The organism is Pseudomonas sp. R9.37 (assembly GCF_963878885.1).
Taxonomy (GTDB): domain Bacteria; phylum Pseudomonadota; class Gammaproteobacteria; order Pseudomonadales; family Pseudomonadaceae; genus Aquipseudomonas.
This window is the reverse complement of sequence record NZ_CAWNZA010000032.1, coordinates 1-18,696: the sequence shown is the minus strand read 5'-3', so window position 1 is coordinate 18,696 and position 18,696 is coordinate 1. Positions and strand designations below refer to the sequence as shown.

The 18,696-nt window shown below is 60.4% G+C and carries 18 protein-coding genes and 1 pseudogene; 11 read left to right on the top strand and 8 right to left on the bottom strand.

Annotated elements, in window-relative coordinates:
• Positions 1-103 precede the first annotated feature (103 nt).
• Positions 104-844, top strand: coding sequence for a DUF599 domain-containing protein (locus AACU78_RS15815; RefSeq protein WP_106576737.1), 741 nt, complete (start codon positions 104-106; stop codon positions 842-844).
• A 102-nt stretch (positions 845-946) separates the two neighbouring features.
• Here AACU78_RS15815 and AACU78_RS15810 read toward each other — a convergent pair whose 3' ends face one another.
• Entirely contained in the window at positions 947-1,204 is a 258-nt protein-coding gene (locus AACU78_RS15810; RefSeq protein WP_106576736.1) for a hypothetical protein, read from the bottom strand.
• 158 nt (positions 1,205-1,362) lie between these two features.
• On the opposite strand from AACU78_RS15810, the gene AACU78_RS15805 reads away from it, so the two are divergent.
• The 4 genes from AACU78_RS15805 (at position 1,363) to AACU78_RS15790 (ending at position 5,076) form a co-directional block, all read left to right on the top strand.
• Positions 1,363-1,839: a PaaI family thioesterase gene (locus tag AACU78_RS15805; protein ID WP_106576735.1), complete on the top strand. Its 477-nt coding sequence runs from the start codon at positions 1,363-1,365 to the stop codon at positions 1,837-1,839.
• On the top strand, positions 1,836-2,288 hold the full coding sequence (locus AACU78_RS15800; RefSeq protein ID WP_106576734.1) for a PaaI family thioesterase: 453 nt from the start codon (positions 1,836-1,838) through the stop codon (positions 2,286-2,288). Before AACU78_RS15805 ends, AACU78_RS15800 begins: the two co-directional genes overlap by 4 nt.
• Positions 2,289-2,377: 89 nt before the next feature.
• Positions 2,378-4,282: a molecular chaperone HtpG gene (gene htpG / locus AACU78_RS15795; protein WP_106577279.1), complete on the top strand. Its 1,905-nt coding sequence runs from the start codon at positions 2,378-2,380 to the stop codon at positions 4,280-4,282.
• A 65-nt stretch (positions 4,283-4,347) separates the two neighbouring features.
• Positions 4,348-5,076 carry a dienelactone hydrolase family protein gene (locus AACU78_RS15790; RefSeq protein ID WP_106576733.1) on the top strand — a complete coding sequence of 243 codons (729 nt, stop codon included), beginning with the start codon at positions 4,348-4,350 and terminating at the stop codon, positions 5,074-5,076.
• Positions 5,077-5,174: 98 nt separating this feature from the next.
• Here the strand turns inward: AACU78_RS15790 and AACU78_RS15785 are convergent, their stop codons facing one another.
• Together AACU78_RS15785 and AACU78_RS15780 are read right to left on the bottom strand one after the other, a co-directional pair.
• The gene (locus tag AACU78_RS15785; RefSeq protein WP_106576732.1) at positions 5,175-6,041 is read right to left on the bottom strand and encodes a pirin family protein; all 867 of its coding nucleotides are present in this window, start codon (positions 6,039-6,041) and stop codon (positions 5,175-5,177) included.
• Between the two features lie 64 nt (positions 6,042-6,105).
• Positions 6,106-6,522: an OsmC family protein gene (locus AACU78_RS15780; RefSeq protein ID WP_106576731.1), complete on the bottom strand. Its 417-nt coding sequence runs from the start codon at positions 6,520-6,522 to the stop codon at positions 6,106-6,108.
• 142 nt (positions 6,523-6,664) lie between these two features.
• Here AACU78_RS15780 and AACU78_RS15775 point away from each other — a divergent pair, with 142 nt between their 5' ends.
• The 3 genes and pseudogenes from AACU78_RS15775 to AACU78_RS30085 all read left to right on the top strand — a co-directional run bounded on the left by AACU78_RS15775 (position 6,665) and on the right by AACU78_RS30085 (position 9,410).
• A complete protein-coding gene (locus AACU78_RS15775) occupies positions 6,665-7,687 on the top strand; it encodes an amidohydrolase family protein (RefSeq protein WP_106576730.1) in 1,023 nt (340 codons plus the stop codon).
• Positions 7,671-8,555 (top strand): annotated as a pseudogene (locus AACU78_RS30090) (MCP four helix bundle domain-containing protein); the annotation flags it as partial. The gene AACU78_RS15775 and the pseudogene AACU78_RS30090, both read left to right, overlap by 17 nt.
• Positions 8,547-9,410, top strand: a complete 864-nt coding sequence (locus AACU78_RS30085; protein ID WP_371924121.1) for a methyl-accepting chemotaxis protein — start codon at positions 8,547-8,549, stop codon at positions 9,408-9,410. The pseudogene AACU78_RS30090 and the gene AACU78_RS30085, both read left to right, overlap by 9 nt.
• Positions 9,411-9,588: 178 nt before the next feature.
• On the opposite strand, the gene fabB is transcribed toward AACU78_RS30085, so the two are convergent.
• From fabB to AACU78_RS15745, 5 genes are all read right to left on the bottom strand, one after another.
• A complete protein-coding gene (gene fabB / locus AACU78_RS15765) occupies positions 9,589-10,809 on the bottom strand; it encodes a beta-ketoacyl-ACP synthase I (RefSeq protein ID WP_106576728.1) in 1,221 nt (406 codons plus the stop codon).
• A gap of 11 nt (positions 10,810-10,820) precedes the next feature.
• Complete coding sequence (fabA, locus tag AACU78_RS15760; RefSeq protein ID WP_003210552.1) at positions 10,821-11,336, bottom strand: 3-hydroxyacyl-[acyl-carrier-protein] dehydratase FabA; 516 nt, start codon at positions 11,334-11,336, stop codon at positions 10,821-10,823.
• A gap of 249 nt (positions 11,337-11,585) precedes the next feature.
• Complete coding sequence (locus tag AACU78_RS15755) at positions 11,586-13,487, bottom strand: ATP-binding protein (protein WP_106576727.1); 1,902 nt, start codon at positions 13,485-13,487, stop codon at positions 11,586-11,588.
• Entirely contained in the window at positions 13,484-14,413 is a 930-nt protein-coding gene (locus AACU78_RS15750; protein WP_106576726.1) for an ABC transporter substrate-binding protein, read from the bottom strand. Before AACU78_RS15750 ends, AACU78_RS15755 begins: the two co-directional genes overlap by 4 nt.
• 1 nt (position 14,414) lies before the next feature.
• The gene (locus AACU78_RS15745) at positions 14,415-16,535 is read right to left on the bottom strand and encodes a TonB-dependent receptor plug domain-containing protein (protein ID WP_339382655.1); all 2,121 of its coding nucleotides are present in this window, start codon (positions 16,533-16,535) and stop codon (positions 14,415-14,417) included.
• Between the two features lie 195 nt (positions 16,536-16,730).
• Between AACU78_RS15745 and AACU78_RS15740 the strand changes: the two genes are divergently transcribed.
• From AACU78_RS15740 to sixA, 3 genes are read left to right on the top strand one after another with little or no spacing between them, the layout of a single operon-like run.
• Positions 16,731-17,756: an NAD(P)H-dependent glycerol-3-phosphate dehydrogenase gene (locus AACU78_RS15740; protein WP_106576724.1), complete on the top strand. Its 1,026-nt coding sequence runs from the start codon at positions 16,731-16,733 to the stop codon at positions 17,754-17,756.
• 10 nt (positions 17,757-17,766) lie between these two features.
• Complete coding sequence (locus AACU78_RS15735) at positions 17,767-18,114, top strand: DUF4389 domain-containing protein (RefSeq protein WP_106576723.1); 348 nt, start codon at positions 17,767-17,769, stop codon at positions 18,112-18,114.
• A complete protein-coding gene (gene sixA, locus AACU78_RS15730; protein ID WP_106576722.1) occupies positions 18,111-18,560 on the top strand; it encodes a phosphohistidine phosphatase SixA in 450 nt (149 codons plus the stop codon). The genes AACU78_RS15735 and sixA overlap by 4 nt, the downstream gene beginning before the upstream one ends.
• Positions 18,561-18,696: the final 136 nt, after the last annotated feature.

Here is an 18,696-nt window from a genome sequence, read left to right as displayed (position 1 = left end):
TTTGCCTGCGATTGCTGCATCACCCGATCTACTGCTATCGCAGGCAAGCCAGCGCCCACATTTGAACCGAGTTCGTCCCCATTCACTGCGTATAAGGCCCCGCATGTCGTTCATCGAAACCCATCAGGTCCACCTGCTCGCCGCCCTCTGGTTCGTCCTGTGCTGGGGGGGTTACACCCGATACGCCACTTGGAAAGCCCGTGACACCGCCTGCCTGGCCAGCGTGCTGCATTTGTATCGTGAGGACTGGATGCGCCGCATGTTGCTGCGCGACAACCGCATCGCCGACGCCAGCGTGATCGGCAACCTGGAGCGCAACGCTTCGTTCTTCGCCTCCAGCACGTTGATCATCCTCGCCGGCATTCTTACCGTGCTCGGTGCGTCCGAGCGGGCGGTGTCGTTGCTGGCGGACATACCCATGGTGCAGCAGGCGTCTCAAGGCATGTCGCAAATCAAGCTGCTGTGCCTGGCGCTGGTGTTCGTCTACGCGTTTTTCACCTTCAGCTGGTGTATGCGCCAATACAACTTTGCCGCGGTGCTGGTGGGGTCGGCGCCGATGATCGGTGAGCGGCATGTATCGGAGCAGGAGCGCAAAGCGTTTGCGCTGCGAGCAGCCAGAGTGATCTCCATGGCCGCCAACCAATTCAACTTTGGCCTGCGCGCTTATTATTTCGGCATGACCATGCTCGCCTGGTTTGTCAGCCCCTGGTTGTTCATGTTGATGAGCGGTGGGGTAGTGGTGGTGTTGTACCGTCGGGAGTTTCATTCCGACGTGCTGCAGGTGATGGTCTATACCCCGACCGATACGCCGGCATCCGAAGTGGCTAAAGACGCAGTGTCTTAACTAGGGCGTCCGGTTAGTCCAACTTTTGACCCACGACTAAACAGCAGGCAAAGAAAAGCCCGCTATGTAAGCGGGCTTTCTTTCGCAGCACTTGCCAGGCTATTAAGGCTTGGCAGGTGCTACTGGAGTAGCGGTACCGTCTTCTTTCGCTTTTTCAGCGTTTGCATCAGCCTGAGCTTTGGCAGCATCGGCGTTTTCTTTTGCAGCGTCGTTCACTTTATCCTGTGCTTTCGCCATGTCTTTCTGAGCTTGCTCAGAATGCGACTGTGCATCTTGGGCTTTGTCTTCGGATTTTTTATCGCAGGCAGCGAGGCCGAGGGCAGCGGCGAGCATCATGGAAATAGCTAAAGTCTTGCGCATGGGGTGTTTCTCCTTATTGAAGATATCTACTGGCCTTTCGAGCCTAGGGGGTCAGCATTAGTTCCTTTTATTCCCCAGATATATAAACACCGGTGATCAAGGAACTTTCAACCGCACGACATACTCCGCGGATCAACACTAATAAGAGTCTAGACCACATGACCGAAAATCCCCTGTTAGCCCGTGCCACGCGCTTTGTTTCGGCGCTGCGCCATTGCCAGGTGCTGGGCATCACCGTCCATGCTGCCAGCGACGAAGGCATGACGCTGTGCCTGCCTTACGCCCCGCATATCGTCGGTGATCCCCAGACCGGCGTGATTCACGGCGGCGCATTGACCTCCTTGATGGACACGGCCTGCGGTATGGCAACCCTGTGTGTATTGCCCGAGTTCGAGGTGTGCCCAACCCTGGACCTGCGCGTTGACTACATGCACCCCGCCGAACCGCACACACCGGTTTATGGCTTTGCGCAATGTTACCGAGTGACCACCGACGTGATCTTCACCCGTGGTTTCGCTTATCAGGATGACCCGCAACAGCCGATCGCCCATGTGGTAGGCACATTCATGCGCATGGGCAAGCGCCTCAAGGGCACCCAAGGGCTGGGCAGCACCATCAAGGGAGAGCGAGCATGACACACCGATTCAAAACCCGTCTCGAACAGGCCCATGAGCGCGGTAACTATGAAGCGCTGCTCGACCTGATTCCCTACGCCAAGCTGATCGGCATTGAGTGCACGCGTCTGGGAGATGAATTGCTGTTTCGCATGCCGGCCAACAAGGACAACATTGGTAACCCGATATTGCCGGCGCTGCACGGTGGGGTGATTGCCGGGTTCATGGAGTTGTCGGCGGCGTTGCACCTGCTGGTGTTTACCGGCTCGCCCGGCATTCCGAAAATCATCGACTTTTCCCTCGATTACCTGCGCGCCGGCCAGTTTCGCGACACTTACGCCAAATGCCAGGTTTGGCGCCAGGGCCGCCGAGTTGCCAATGTGGCGATCACCGCCTGGCAAAGTACCCCGGCCGAACCGATTGCCACCGCCCGTGCACATTTCAAGATCGAGGAATCGGCGCGCCCTTGAAATCCTGGTCTTAGCCCCCAACTTTGATGACAACCCGCCGCCAACCCTCAAGGGCGCGGCCACTGCCATCCAATTGGAGTTTGATGACCATGAGTGTGGAAACTCAAAAGGAAACCCTGGGCTTCCAGACCGAGGTGAAGCAGCTGCTGCACCTCATGATCCATTCGCTGTATTCCAACAAGGAAATCTTCCTTCGCGAATTGATCTCGAACGCCTCAGACGCTGTCGACAAATTACGTTTCGAAGCCCTGTCCAAGCCTGAGTTGCTGGAAGGTGGCGCCGAACTGAAAATCCGTGTGAGCTTCGACAAAGACGCCAAGACCGTCACCCTCGAAGACAACGGCATCGGCATGAGCCGCGAAGACGCGATCACCCATTTGGGCACCATCGCCAAATCCGGCACCGCCGATTTCATGAAAAACCTGTCGGGCGACCAGAAAAAAGACTCGCACCTGATCGGCCAATTCGGCGTGGGCTTCTACTCGGCCTTCATCGTCGCCGACAAGGTTGAAGTGTTCAGCCGTCGCGCCGGCCTCGACGCCAGCGAAGGCGTGCACTGGTCCTCCAAAGGTGAGGGCGAGTTCGAAATCGCCACCATCGACAAGGCTGACCGCGGCACCCGCATCGTGCTGCACCTCAAATCCGGTGAAGATGAATTCGCTGACGGTTACCGCCTGCGTAACATCATCAAGAAGTACTCCGACCATATTGCTTTGCCAATCGAGCTGCCTAAAGAACAGGCGGCTGTCGAGGGCGAAGACAAACCTGCCCAGGAATGGGAAGTGGTCAACCGTGCCAGCGCCCTGTGGACCCGTCCTCGCACCGAGGTGAAGGACGAGGAGTACCAGGAGTTCTACAAGCACATCGCTCACGACTACGAAAACCCGCTGAGCTGGAGCCACAACAAGGTCGAAGGCAAGCTGGAATACAGCTCGCTGCTTTACGTACCGGCCCGTGCGCCGTTCGACCTGTATCAGCGTGAAGCGCCAAAAGGCCTGAAGCTGTACGTGCAGCGCGTGTTCGTGATGGACCAGGCGGAATCCTTCCTGCCGTTGTACCTGCGCTTCATCAAGGGTGTGGTCGACTCCAACGACCTGTCGTTGAACGTGTCGCGCGAAATCCTGCAGAAAGACCCGATCATCGACTCCATGAAGTCGGCGCTGACCAAGCGCGTACTCGACATGCTGGAGAAACTGGCGAAGAACGAGCCAGAGCAATACAAGAGTTTCTGGAAAAACTTCGGCCAGGTCATGAAAGAAGGCCCGGCGGAAGATTTTGCCAACAAGGAAAAAATCGCCGGCCTGCTGCGCTTTGCGTCCACCCTGGGTAATGACGGTGAGCAGGTTGTGTCGCTGGCCGAATACCTGGCGCGCGCCAAGGAAGGTCAGGACAAGATCTACTACCTGACCGGTGAAACCTACGCGCAGGTCAAAAACAGCCCGCACCTGGAAGTCTTCCGCAAGAAAGGCATCGAAGTGCTGCTGCTGACCGACCGTATCGATGAGTGGCTGATGAGCTACCTCAGCGAGTTCGACGGCAAAACCTTCGTCGACGTGGCCCGTGGTGACCTGGACCTGGGTAACCTGGACTCCGAAGAAGAGAAAAAAGAAGCCGAAGAAGTCGCCAAAGCCAAAGAAGGCCTGGTTGAACGAATCAAGACCGCCTTGGGCGATGCCGTCAGCGAAGTGCGGGTTTCCCACCGTCTGACCGACTCGCCGGCGATCCTGGCCATTGGCGAGCAGGACCTGGGCATGCAGATGCGTCAGATCCTCGAAGCCAGCGGTCAGAAGGTTCCGGATTCCAAGCCGATCTTCGAATTCAACCCGGCTCACCCGCTGATCGAGAAACTCGATGGCGAGCAAAGCGAAGAGCGTTTTGGCGACCTGTCGCACATCCTCTTCGACCAGGCGGCGCTCGCCGCTGGCGACAGCCTGAAAGACCCGGCCGCCTACGTGCGCCGACTGAACAAGCTGTTGGTTGAACTGTCGGTTTAACACCGTTGTAGAAAAACCCGCTTCGGCGGGTTTTTTCGTTCTACGCATCTCAACTGGAGTAAATGATGAGCCAAGTCACTGTGCGTTCCGTGGTCTATCAGATTGATGGCCAGTCTTATGAAAGCCGCCTGGCGTTCGATGCCAGCCACCAGGGCCCGCTGCCGGGTCTGCTGATGGCGCCGAACTGGATGGGTGTGAGTGCAGGTGCTGAAGAGATTGCCAAAAGCGTGGCTGCCAAGGGCTACGTGGTGCTGATCGCCGACCTGTACGGCCAAACCGTGCGCCCCTCCAATGGCGATGAAGCCGGCGCGGCCATGATGCCGTTGAAGAATGATCGCCCGTTGCTGAACAAGCGCATGCAAGCGGCCTTCGAGCAACTGCAAGGCCAGACCGAGGCGGCGGTGGATACCTCCAGGCTTGCGACCTTTGGTTTTTGCTTCGGCGGTTGCTGCTCCCTGGAGCTGGCGCGTACCGGCGCCCCGTTGAAGGCCGCCGTGTCGTTCCACGGCACTCTCGACACGCCGAACCCGGCCGATGCGAAGAACATCAAAGGCTCGGTGTTGGTGCTGCACGGTGCGTCCGATCCCTTGGTGCCGAAAGAGCAACTGCCAGCGTTTGAAGATGAAATGAACGCGGCCGGTGTGGATTGGCAGCTCCTGAGCTACGGCGGCGCCGTGCATTCCTTCACCGACCCGCACGCCAATGTGCCGGGCAAGATGATGTATGACGCAAAGACCGCTGCGCGTGCGTTCCAGTCGATGCACAACTTGCTGGATGAAGTGTTCAAGGGCTGAATCTTCGGCGCCTGTCAGGGCCTCATCGGGGGCCAAGCCCCTCCCACACTTGAAGTGTGAATACATTCAAAATGTGGGAGGGGGCTTGCCCCCGATGGCTATCTCCCAGGCAACTCAATTCTTTCAGTTTCCCCCGGCACCGTCGGCCAATCCCCGGCCGCCCATCGTTGCCGCGCCTGTTCGATCATCGCCGGGTCGCTCGCGACAAAATTCCAATTGATCCGCCGTGGCCCGTCCAACGGCGCGCCGCCAAACACCACCAGGGGGCAATCACTTTCAGCAAACAGCGTCATTTCCTGCCCTGCAGGCAGCACCGCCAGGCTATGCACCGCCAAGGCCTCACCGTCCAACTGCGCTTCGCCCTCCAGCACATACACTGCCCGTTCCTCGTATTCATCCGGGATCAGCAGCGTCGTGGCCGTCTGCATCTGCACGTCGGCATACACGGTGGGCGAGAGCACCGGCACGGGCGATTTGAGGCAGAAGCCGGCGCCTGCGATCAGACGAATCTGCACGCCCAGGTTGTCACTGACCGGTAAGCTCGCCGCCGCGTGATGGCTGTAATGCCCGGGTCCGGTTTCGTGGTCCTTGGGGGAGGCCAGCCACACTTGCAGCCCATGCAGGCTGAAACCGTCGGCCTTGAGCGCCGCAGGCGTGCGTTCAACGTGGGCAATCGCGCTGCCGGCGGTCATCCAGCTGACGTCGCCGGCCTGCACCACTTGGTCCGAGCCGAGACTGTCCTTGTGTTGCAACGCGCCCTCAAACAAATAGGTCAGCGTGGACAACCCGATATGCGGGTGCTGGCGGATGTTCATGCCGGTACCCGGCGCATAGCGCGTGAGAAGCATGTGATCGAAAAACACGAAAGGTCCGACGCTGCGGCATTCGCGCGATGGCAGCGGGCGCAGGATCGGCTGGCCCTCGACCTCTTCGGCGCGCGGGCGGATCACGGTGAGGATGGGCATGGTGCGTCCCTGTCTGAGCGGGTTAGGGGAACAAGAGCATAACCCGCTCGACGGGAGGTTGGCGCTATTGGCTGAAAGCGCCTTCGGACAACGTGGTCTCGATGGTGACCTCGGCGGTGGTCATCAGTTTGTGCACCGGGCAGCGGTCGGCCACGTGGTGCAGCTCGTCGCGCTGCGCGTCGGTGAGCACGCCCTTGAGGGTCAGCTTGACGTTGAGTTTGTATTTGCCTTTTTGCTCCTCGGTGCTGTCATGGGTGACTTCAACGGTCACGCCGGTCAGCGGAATATCTTTTTTCTGGGCGTAGAGCTTGACGGTCAAAGCCTTGCACGAGGCCAGGGCAGCATCGAAATAGTCGTGCGGGGAGGGCGCCGAGTCGTCGCCGCCCAGGCTCTTGGGCAGGTCGGTGAACAGTTCGTGGTTATTGATATTCACACTGTGGCGAAAGTTGTCGTGGTTCAGGGTGTTGACGGTAACAGGCATGGTGAACCTCACAAGGTTGGCAGGATGAAGGTCATGCAGTTATAGAACATGCTGGCACTTAGGTGTTCCGCGTTTTTCGGCCGATGAACCGTGGCGCAGTGCACACGGTCTACCCGTTCTTAGCCAATAGCGAGGTTTTACCGTGCCCCTGACCCGCCTGAGTCTCGCCCTGCTGCTCGCCGCCGCCAGCGTTGCGGTGCAGGCGCGCGACTATGCCTACAGCGACGCGCACCTGCACTACGTGGATTTTTTCCAGGAAACGGCGGGCATGGATACATTGCTCAAGGCGATGGCCGACGCCCACATCGAACACGTGATGATTTCCGGTATCCCCGTCGCCAAAAAATGGCACGAAGACGAACCCAAGCGCCCGCGTTACTACGCCGGTGACGATGCCGATGCCTATTGGTACAGCGCCACTGACGTAATCGTTGCGGCTGCGGTGAACAAACTCACGCCTGAGCAGCGTCGGCACTTTCACCCGTTTTTATCCGGCTTCAACCCTAACGACAAAAACTCCGCGGCCCATATCCAGCGCATGCTGGATCTCAACCCCGGGCTTTGGCAGGGCATCGGTGAGGTGTTCACGCGCCATGATGACCTCACCGCCTTGACCGCTGGCGACACCCCGCGCGCCAACAACGAAGCCATGACGCGCATCTATCACCTCGCCGCCGAAAACGATCTGCCGGTGATGCTGCACGCCAACATTACGTCCAAGCGCGAGCGCAACCCGCTGTACCTGCCGGAGGTGGAAGAATCGTTGCGCAACCACCCGCATACCCGCTTTATCTGGGCCCATGCCGGCACCAGCAAAGAGATTCATCGTCATCAGGTGCAGATGGACTTTCTTCTGCCGACCTTGAGTCGACTGCTTGAGGCCTACCCCAATCTCTACATTGACCTGTCCTGGAGCATGCTCAGGCCGTACTTGCTCGATGAGGCGGGCAAGCCTCGGCCCGAGTGGATAAAGCTGGTAGAGCGCTTCCCGGAGCGTTTTATGCTGGGTTCGGATGTTGTAGGGCGCTTCAAAAAGCTCGGTAAGGAAATGCATCGCTTTGCACCCTTTCTCGACGCACTGCCCGAGGAGGTAGCCCGCAAGGTGGCGCGAGACAACTTCCTGGCGGTTCTGCCGAAATCAGCTCGCGATGAGCAGGCACATTGATATCGCCTTTTCGTCTTACGCAATATTGAACACGGGCCGATACCTTTCAGGAGACCCGCTGCAGGTGGATGCAGCGCATTTGGAAGGAATCCAGGCAATGAGTATCCGTAGTCTGAATATCGCCCCCCGCGCCGGTTTGGGCTTTGGCGTGCTGGCAATGATGGTGTTCGCCTTGGGCGGCTTTGCTCTGTTGCAGATGGCCAATATGCGCCAGCAGTCGGATCAGGTCGAAAACAACTGGTTGCCCAGCGTGATGGCGGTGGGGGAGATGAGCCAGGACCTGTTGCAGGTGCGTGCGCTGACCCTGCGCTTGCTGGTCAATCGTGACCCACAGGCGCTGGCGCAGAACGAGCAGAAGCTCACCGAGCTCAAAAGTGGCCTGCACCATGCGCAAACCCTCTATGAAGCGCTGATTGTGTTGCCCGAAGAGCGCACGCTGTTTGATCGCTTCAAGGCCGAGGAGCAGCAATACCTGCAGCGCCAGGAACAGGTCATGGCGTTCTCCAAGGCCGATCAATTGCAAGACGCGATCAGGGTGGTCAACGGCGAGATGAATCAACTTGCCGATGAGATGGCCGGGACGTTGCACGACCTGGTGGCCTTGAACAAGGCCAGTGCCAATCAGGCTGCGAGCCTGGCGCAACGGGTGTTCGCTCAATCTCGCACTTGGGTGGTCGGCATGATCGTGGTCACCGCGCTGATCACCATCGGGCTGGCGGTGTGGCTGACTCGCAGTATCGTGCTGCCGCTGGCACAGTCGTTGAAAATCGCCCAAGGCGTGGCCAGTGGCGACTTGACGGGTGAAATCAGCGTGACGGGCAGCGACGAGCCGGCGCGTTTGCAGCAAGCGCTCAAAGGCATGCAGGAGAACCTGCGCGACACCATTCGGCGCATTGCCGAATCGTCCAACCAATTGGCCTCGGCGTCCGAGGAACTCAGTTGCGTCACCGAGGACGCTACCCGCGGCTTGCACCAGCAGAATCAGGAAATCGAACAAGCGGCGACGGCGGTTAATCAGATGACGGCGGCGGTGGAGGAGGTGGCGAGCAACGCCGTGGCGACGTCACAAGCCTCCCGTGAGTCCGACCGCATTGCCCAGCATGGGCGTGAACAGGTGCACCAGACGGTCGAGTCGATCGAGGCCCTGGCCACGGATGTGACCGCCAATGCGACCCAGGTCGAGGAACTGGCGCAAAAGGTGTATGGCATCAGCAAAGTGCTGGATGTGATTCGCTCAATTGCCGAACAGACAAATTTGCTGGCCTTGAATGCGGCCATTGAAGCGGCCCGCGCCGGCGACGCCGGGCGTGGGTTTGCGGTGGTCGCCGATGAAGTGCGGGCCTTGGCCCACCGCACGCAACAGTCGACCCAGGAAATCGAGCAAATGATCAGCGCCATTCAACAGGGCACCGATCAGGCCGTGAGTTCGATGCAGCAGAGCAATACGCGGGCACGGTCCACGCTGGGCATCGCCAAGTCGGCGGGCACGGCGCTCGAAGAGATTGCGTCCGCGTTTACCCTGATCAACGAGCGGAACCTGGTAATTGCCAGCGCGTCGGAGCAGCAGGCCGCGGTGGCGCGCGAGGTGGATCGCAACTTGATGAATATTCGCGATTTGGCGCATCAGACGTCAACCGGGGCAAACCAGACCAGTGCGGCAAGCCAGGAGTTGTCGCGGTTGGCGGTGGACCTGAACACGATGGTGGCGCGGTTTTCGGTATAGGGCCATACACCGAGTTGACGCCATCGCAGGCAAGCCAACTCCCACACTTTGATGTGTGAACACAGTCGTATGTGGCAGCTGGCTTGCCTGCGATGAGGGCGACTCGGCCTCAAATCCAGCCACGCATAAAAAAGCCCCGAACCAGTCGGGGCTTTTTCACATGCTCAGCTTACAGGTCTTACTTACCCTGCCAGCGTTTCAGCACCAGGGTGGCGTTGGTGCCACCAAAGCCAAAGCTGTTGCTCATCACGGTATCGATTTTTGCGTTTTCAACGGTCTTGGTCAGAATCGGCATATCGGCAACGACCGGGTCGATCTCTTCAATGTTGGCCGAACCGGCCATGAAGTTGCCTTCCATCATCAGCAGGCAGTAGATCGCTTCGTGCACGCCAGCGGCGCCCAGGGAGTGACCGGACAGGCTCTTGGTGGAGCTGATCGCCGGAGCCTTGTCGCCGAATACCGCACGCACGCCTTCCATTTCCTTGGCATCACCGACCGGGGTCGAAGTGCCGTGGGTGTTCAGGTAGTCGATTGGGGTATCCACGGTGGACATGGCCATCTGCATGCAACGGATAGCGCCTTCACCGCTTGGCGCAACCATGTCGTAGCCGTCGGACGTGGCGCCGTAGCCAACGATTTCCGCGTAGATCTTCGCACCGCGGGCCAGAGCGTGTTCCAGCTCCTCGACCACGACCATGCCGCCACCGCCGGCGATGACGAAACCGTCACGCTTGGCGTCGTAGGCGCGGGAGGCCTTTTCCGGGGTTTCGTTGTACTGGGTGGACAGCGCGCCCATGGCGTCGAACAGGAACGATTGGCTCCAATGCTCTTCTTCACCGCCGCCGGCGAAGACGATGTCTTGCTTGCCCAGCTGGATCTGCTCGACCGCAGTGCCGATGCAGTGAGCACTGGTGGCGCACGCGGAGGAGATCGAGTAGTTCACGCCCTTGATCTGGAATGGCGTGGCCAGGCAGGCCGAAACGGTGCTGCCCATGGTCCGCGTTACACGGTACGGGCCAACGCGCTTCACGCCTTTTTCGCGCAGGATGTCCAGCGCTTCCATCTGGTTGAGGGTCGATGCGCCGCCGGAGCCGGCGATCAGGCCAGTGCGTACGTTCGATACCTGGTCTTCGCTCAGGCCGGAATCGGCGATGGCGTCTTTCATGGCCAGGTAGGCGTAGGCGGCAGCGTGGCCAACGAAGCGATAGATCTTGCGATCGATCAGTTCTTCGAGGGGCAGGTCGATGGAGCCGGAAACCTGGCTACGCAGACCCATTTCGGCATATTCCGGGTTGAAGCGGATGCCAGGGCGACTTGCACGCAGGTTAGCGGTGACGGTCTCTTTGTCATTGCCCAGGCAAGAAACAATGCCCAGACCAGTGATAACGACGCGGCGCATGCGGATAACCCTTAAAAGTTGTCAGTGGAAGTGAATACGCCGACCCGAAGGCCTTCGGCAGTATAGATCTCGCGACCGTCGACAGTGACCGAACCATCGGCGATTGCGAGGTTCAGCTTGCCCTTGAGGACGCGCTTGATTTGAATGTTGTAGGTGACTTTCTTGGCGGTCGGCAGGACCTGGCCGAAGAACTTCACTTCGCCCGAACCCAGTGCCCGGCCGCGGCCCGGCAGGCCTTGCCAGCCCAGGTAGAAGCCGACCAGTTGCCACATGGCGTCGAGGCCCAGGCAACCTGGCATGACAGGGTCGCCTTCGAAATGGCAGGCAAAGAACCACAGGTCAGGGGTGATATCCAGCTCGGCGACCAATTCACCTTTGCCGTACTTGCCACCCTCTTCGCTGATATGGGTGATGCGATCCACCATCAGCATGTTCGGGGCGGGCAGTTGCGCGTTACCTGGGCCGAACAGCTCACCGCGACTGCAGCGCAGCAGGTCTTCCCGAGTAAAGGCGTTTTGTTTGGTCATGCGAGCTCCTCAATAATCCCATGCGGCAGGGTAGGGCAAATCTTCCCGAACCGAATGAAGCGTTCATGCCTCATGTCGGCAGCCTACACATAGACTATTGCGTTGTAGTGAAAGTCACAGCGTCAAGGCACTGAATGTACACTTGTTCACTGAAATTTTAAACCGAGCCTGTTTATAGGCCCGTTCGGGTGCCTAAGACTGCCGCACTTTCGTGTTTCACGCCAGTCGCAGTTGGTTGATGGCGCAGCGCTATTGCACCCAACGTTGCAGTATTTGCTGCAAATCCGTGCGTTTGAACGGCTTGGCCAGGTAATCGTTCATTCCGGCTGCCAAACAGGCCTCGCGATCGCCCTGCAACGCGTTGGCGGTGAGCGCGATAATCGGCAGATTGGCGCAGCCGGGCAGTTGGCGAATCTGGCGGGTGGCTTCATAGCCGTCGATCAGCGGCAAGCGGCAATCCATCAGGATGGCGGTGAATATCAGGCTCTCGGCACTGCGGATCGCCTCGGCGCCGTCGGTGGCCAGGCTCACTTCAAAACCCAGGCTGCGCAACATGGCTTCGACCACGGTGCGGTTGACCGGGTTGTCTTCTACCAGCAACACATGGCGGCCGTCACCGGCGCTGGTTTTGCCTTCGGCGCGCAGGTCGATGGTCGGCAGGCTTTGCTGGTCGATGGCCAGCGGGATTTCCAGGGTAAACACCGAGCCTCGGCCTTCTTCGCTCTGGGCGCGCAACGTGCCGCCCATGCGTTCGGCGAGGGTGCGGGCGATCGGCAAGCCCAGCCCGGTACCGCCGTAACGTCTTGAAATGGAACTGTCGGCCTGCTGGAACGCATCGAACATCAGTTCAAGGCGCTCGGCGGAAATGCCGATGCCGCTGTCGCGCACGGTGCATGTGAACCAGACCAATTCATGGTCGAGGGTTTGCCAGTGAGGCTCGACGGTGACGGTGCCATGCTCGGTGAACTTCAGCGCGTTACCGATCAGGTTCACCAGGATCTGCCGGATACGCGTCGGATCGCCCTGCACTCGCAAGGACTCCATGCCCGCCGGAATCGGCAACACCAGCGCCAGGCCGCGCTGCTGGGCGCTGTGCTGGAAGGCCTGGGCGCAGCTGCTGATCAGGTCCGCCAGATTGAACGGGATATGCTCCAGCTCCAACGCGGCGCGCTCGATGCGCGAGAAGTCGAGGATGTCGTTGATCACCTTGAGCAAGTGCTCGGTGGACTCGGAGGCCAGCGCCGCGTACTCGGTCTGCTCCTCGGTCATCTCGGTGGTTTCCAGCAGTTGCAACATGCCCAGCACGCCGTTCATGGGCGTGCGCAACTCGTGGCTCATCATTGCCAGGAAGTCCGATTTGGCATTGTTCGCGCGCTCGGCTTCTTCGCGGGTCTGGATCAACTGGGCCATGGCCTGGTGTTGCTCGCGGCTGGCCTGGTTGAGGCCCTCGGCGAGGTTGTTGATATGGCGCGACAGGTCTCCGAGCTCCGAGTCGTCGACGATCGGCAGCGGCGTCTTGTAGTCGCCTTGCTGGATCGCTTTGACCGCGTGGCCCATGGCGCTGATCGGCTGCGACAGGCTGGCGGCCAGGCGCCGTGCGAGCAGGAAGGTAAACAGCAGGGCGAACAGGGCGAGAATCCCGGCCTTGAACAGAATCTCCTGTTGGCGCTGGCTGAACGCGTCATTGGACATGCCGACAATTACCCGTCCCAGGTAATCCGCCCGCGGCGCCTTGGGTTCGTTGAGGTTGTCCTGGAAAAAGTCATTGCCCAGCTGGATATGTTGCAGACGGATCGGGGCCTGGAACACTTTCACCGACAGCGAATGGTCGTGCTTCTCTGACGGCTGTTCGACGTACAACAGGATTTTCTCGGTGCTGTCCTGAATCTCCAGAAAGCGCACGTGCGGGGTGGCCAGTGTCGCGCGCAGCAAGCTGTCGAGCACATCGATGTTGCCGGAAATCACGCCGTATTCGGTGGCGGGGGCCAGTTGGTTGGCGATCAGCTGGCCGGTGTGGTCCAGCTCCTGGCGCAGATCCTGAATACGCACGAAGGTAAAGAAGCTGATCAGCAGCAGGGTCAGCAACAGCGCCGGACCCAAGGTGATGAGCTGGGTGCGGGTATTGATGTCCCAACGACGACGCAAGGTCATGGGCGTTTTTCTCCTTCGGCCAGTCCGGCGGCGACGGCGACTTCGTCAACCTGTTCGATGCCCAGTGAGCGCGCGACTTGCGGGTTGCCCACGACTTTGAAGTGTTCCGGGTACAAGGTGCGCGGCCAACTGGCCGGCGGATGGTTCAGCAGTCGGTCGAGCACGTCGAGCCAGTCAGCCTGGTCGCTGTAGGTGCTGGCCAGGCTACCGGCCTTGACGAACCCGGCGTTGGGGCCCACCAACGGCAGTTGCTGGGCATAGCTACTGAGCAACAGGTTCTTCACTGTTTTGGGGTTGTACAACTGCGGGTCGTCAAGGCCGAGCAACACATCACTGTTCTTGAACAGGTTCAGCAAGGGGCGACTGTCATTAATGTTGTCCCAGCGCTGCGGCACGATTTCCAGCCCCATCGGCGCCGCATACTGACGCAGCTCCTGCAGCATGAATTCACTGTCGATGCCGTAAAGCACGCCGATGCGTCGGTCTTGCGGCAGGATGCTGGCGATCAGCTTCAGCTGGCGTTCCAGCGGCGGGTCGCTCCACAACAGGCTGATTCTGGCCGGATGTGTATTGCCCAGCCGCTGGCGGGCTTGCAGGCGGCTGATGCGCAGCACCAGGGTCGGCGGGCCCTGGGCATCCTGCAGGCGCCAGTCAAGACCGGGCAAGTCCAACAGGATCAGGCGGGTGCTGGCCGGCAACTGGCTGGGCGCCGGCAAGTCTTTGAGCGGGGTGAAGGTCACATGGTCGTCGGGGCGGCGCTGGGCAAGGGCCTGGACGAAGGCCTGGACGCCGGCACCGTCTTCGGCGGCGGTCAGCAGGATGTCGGCGCTCCACGCCGGCGCGGTCAGCAACAGGCACGCCAACAGCACGCCTCGCCGCCAGAGCCGGGAGAAAAACAGCAGGATCATCCGTGACTGATCGCCCATGTCAGAACTCTAACTCCGCGCTGAAGTAGAGCACGTGGCGACTGTCGTAATTGTTGTCGGCCCAGGTGGTGGGCTGGTTATCGAGGCGTTGTTGCAACATGCCGGCCAGCTCCACGTTGGCGTTGCCCAAGGCAATGCGCTTGGCCACCCGCAGGTCGACCCGTTCGAAGCGATACCTGTTGAGCGCGTCGTCGCCATAGTAGAACAACGCACTGGACCAGCCCTGGCCCCATTCACGCAGCCAGCCGGCCGAGCCGCTGTTGCGTGCGGTTTGTGCCTTGTCCAGCGGGTTGCTGGAAGCGGCGTCGACGTAAGCATAGGTCAGCCGCAGGCGGTCGGCGTTGCTCATGCGCCAGTCGAACTGCGACTCGGCGCCGGTAAACCGTGCGCTGTTGGCGTTGCTGGCAATGTATTGGTTGTTGCGCAGTGGCGAGCTGATCATGTCGGTGATTTCGTCGTAGAACAGTTTCACGTCGACATTCAGCCCAAGGTCGGCAAAGAAGCCGTTGTAGCCCAGCTCGCGCGAGCGCATCAACTCTTTATCGAGGTTGCCGGGGCCACGAGTTACCACAAAATATTGCCCGGAGTTTTGCCCATAGGTCGGGGAACTGAGGTTGGTGACGCGATAGCTCCAGTTGACGTTGTTCTCGAACATGTCCGGCGAGCGAATCGCCTCGGAATACACCGCGCGCAGGCCGTGGCGCGGGTTGATCAGGTAGTTGACCGCCACCCGCGGCGTCAGCGAGTTGCCGCTCAAGTGGGTGTCTTCGTACATCGCGCCGCCTTGCAGCAGCCAGTGTTCGCTGGCGCGCCATTCCAGGTGGCCGAACAGACGCCAGGTGGTGTCGTCGAGTGTGCCGTTGAAGTAAGTGTCGGAATCGGCGCGGTCGTAGCGGTAATTCATGCCGCTGACCAGGCGCAGGCTGTCGGACAGGCTCAGGGTGTCCTGAAGCTCAATGTCATAGCGGCTTTCGCGGGTGCTTTGGTCGATATTGCCGCACACGCTCTGGCTGGCGCCCTGGCGCCACTGGTCCAGCACCTGGTTGCCGAGTGCTTGCTCGGCCGCGGTGCCGGACGGGGCCGTGCCCTTGCTGTAGATGTCCATGTGGCGGGCCAACTGTTCGGCATAGTTGGGGTTGAGCTGCCACAGTTGGGTCAGTTCCGGGCTGAACGACACCTTGGCGTCACAGGCTTTCCAGACCTGCTGGCGGTCCCATTGCTGGGCCGATCCCTGGATATACAGGCTGTGTTCGGGGTTGAACTCGACGTTCCAGCGCACGGAGCCGGCGTAGTCCTTGGCCGTCACGTCGGAATTGGTGCCACCTTCGGTAATCCCGGCGAATACCGGGGTGTAGGTGTAAGGGCGCTGGTTGCTCCCTTCCTTGGCGTCGAGTTGCAAATCGATGCTCTGCTGCGCGTTCAGGGTCTGGTTCACCGCCAGGCTGAAACGGCTGAGGCGGCGGCTGTCACGGCGGTCGGCGCCGACGGCGTCGCTGTCAAAACCCTCGTCCTGTTGCCCGGACATCGACAGGCGCAAGTCACCGGTTTCCCAGCCCATGCCCTGGCTGGCATAGAAGTCGTTGATCCCACGTTCGCCACGGATCACTTTGACCCGCGAACCGTGGCTGTTGGACGGCGAGCGCGTAAGGATATTGACCACCGCCATCAGCGCATTGGCGCCATAGCTGACTGTGTTGGGCCCGCGAAACACTTCGATACGCTCGATGTCTTCCATCGCCACCGGAATATCGCTCCAGTCCACCGTGGCCAGGCCCGCGCGGTACACCGAACGCCCATCGATCAACACCTGCATGCGCCGCGCATCGCTGGCGCTGGTGCCGTGGTAGTTCACCGCCGCCTGGTTGCCGGTGGTGTAGCCGACCATCATCCCCGGCACCAGGCGCAGCAGCTCGGCGATGTCCCGCGCGCCGCTGGCCTTGATCAGCTCGCTGTCGATCACGGTCATGCTGCCGGGCACGGCGGCGGCCGATTGCTTGAGGCGCGTGGCCGTCAGCACCTGTGGCAGCGGCTGACTGTCCAGAAACAGGTCATCAGCCACGGCAGGCACACTGCACAACAGCATCAACAATAGAGATGAGCGAGGAGGAGGGCCCAGATACACGGCACGGCCTTGATAATTACGGATAGCCGCCCATGTTAACTGAGGTGGGGCCATTTGCCAGTCGTGGCCCGCGCAATTACTTCACACAACGGCGGCATTTTCCGACAAGCGCGGGAATTGATACGGGGGCTGGCCGCAAGCGGGTCGCCCCGTATAATGCCGCCGTCGCCACTGGTATGGATTAACGGATTGCATATGACTGAACAGCGCCCTATTGCGGTCCTGGGAGGCGGAAGTTTTGGTACCGCCGTGGCAAACCTGCTGGCCGAGAACGGCCATGCGGTGCGCCAATGGATGCGCGATCCCGAGCAGGCCGAGGCCATCCGCGTGCATCGGGAAAACCCCCGTTACCTTAAAGGCATCAAGATTCATGCGGCGGTCGAACCGGTGACCGATCTGCTGGCCACGCTGACTGAATGTGACCTGTGCTTTGTCGCACTGCCTTCGAGCGCCTTGCGCTCAGTGCTGGCGCCTCATGCCGAACGCCTGGCGGGCAAGCTGCTGGTGAGCCTGACCAAGGGCATCGAGGCGCACACCTTCAAGCTGATGAGCGAAATCCTCGAAGAGATCGCCCCTCAGGCGCGCATTGGCGTGCTGTCAGGGCCGAACCTGGCGCGGGAAGTCGCCGAGCACGCGCTGACGGCCACCGTGGTCGCCAGTGAAGATGAAGCGTTATGTGAACGCGTCCAGGCGGTGCTGCATGGCCGCACCTTCCGCGTCTACGCCAGCGGCGACCGTTTTGGTGTCGAACTGGGCGGGGCGCTGAAGAACGTCTATGCGATCATCGCCGGCATGGCCGTGGCCCTGGGCATGGGCGAGAACACCAAGAGCATGTTGATTACGCGCGCGCTGGCGGAGATGACCCGCTTTGCGGTGAACCAGGGCGCCAACCCGATGACGTTCCTGGGCCTGGCGGGCGTGGGTGATTTGATCGTGACCTGCTCGTCGCCGAAAAGCCGCAACTACCAGGTCGGTTTCGCGCTGGGCCAGGGTTTGAGCCTGGAAGACGCGGTCACACGCCTGGGCGAAGTGGCCGAAGGCGTCAACACGCTTAAAGTGTTGAAGGCCAAGGCTCAGGAGGTCGGCGTGTATATGCCGCTGGTCGCCGGGCTGCACGCGATCCTGTTTGAAGGGCGCACCTTGAACCAAGTCATCGAGTTGCTGATGCGCGCCGAGCCCAAGACCGATGTCGACTTTATTTCCACCAGTGGTTTTAACTGAGGAACGCGCCATGAACGATCCCAAAGCGGCCCCGAAATACGAGTCCATTCTCCTGCGTATCCTGTGGATGCTGGTGTTTGCCCTGGTGTGGCAAGTCGCGCAGTTCCTGCTGGGTGCGCTGGTGCTGGTGCAGTTGGTGTATCGCCTGGTCTACGGCGCGCCGAACCTGGGCTTGATGAACTTTGGTGAAAGCCTCAGCCAGTTCCTTGCGCAGATCGGCCGTTTCGGCAGCTTTCACACCGAGCAGAAGCCCTGGCCGTTCGCCGATTGGCCGACCCCGCGTGCTCCTGAAGGTGAGGCCGCCCACAGCGTGCCGCCGGCGCCGCACCCGGTGCGTGATGAAGAGCCAAAGCTGTGAAGCTGTGGATTTTGCGTCACGGTGAAGCCGAAGGGCATGCGCGCACCGACGCCGAGCGCAACCTCACCGAGCATGGCCGCGGTGAAGTGTTGCGCAGCGCCGCGCACCTGATCGGCCAGCCGATCAGCGCCATCCTCGCCAGTCCGTATGTGCGTGCGCAGCAAACTGCACACTTGGTACGTGACGCGGTGGGGTTTGAGCCGCAGATTCGTACTGTGGCGTGGTTGACGCCTGACAGCAGTCCGTTGCAGGTATTGGAAAAGCTCGACACCGATGACAATGTGCTGCTGGTCAGCCATCAGCCGTTGGTGGGGAGCTTGATCAGCTTTTTGCAGCATGGGCATTTGCGTCAGCCGCAACCGATGCACACTGCCAGCCTTGCGGAGCTTGAGGGGGATTTTCCGTTGGCGGGGTTGATGAGTTTGGTTGGTGTTGAGAGCCCTTAGGGTCGGGGGCATATCCGTTGCTGCGGTAACGGCCACTTAGGGTTCCGCTCTTACAGCGGGTCACTTTTGGCAAACGCCCGGAATGCCGGCCCAGCCAAAAGTAACCAAAAGGTCTTTGCCCCACCACTCGGTGCCT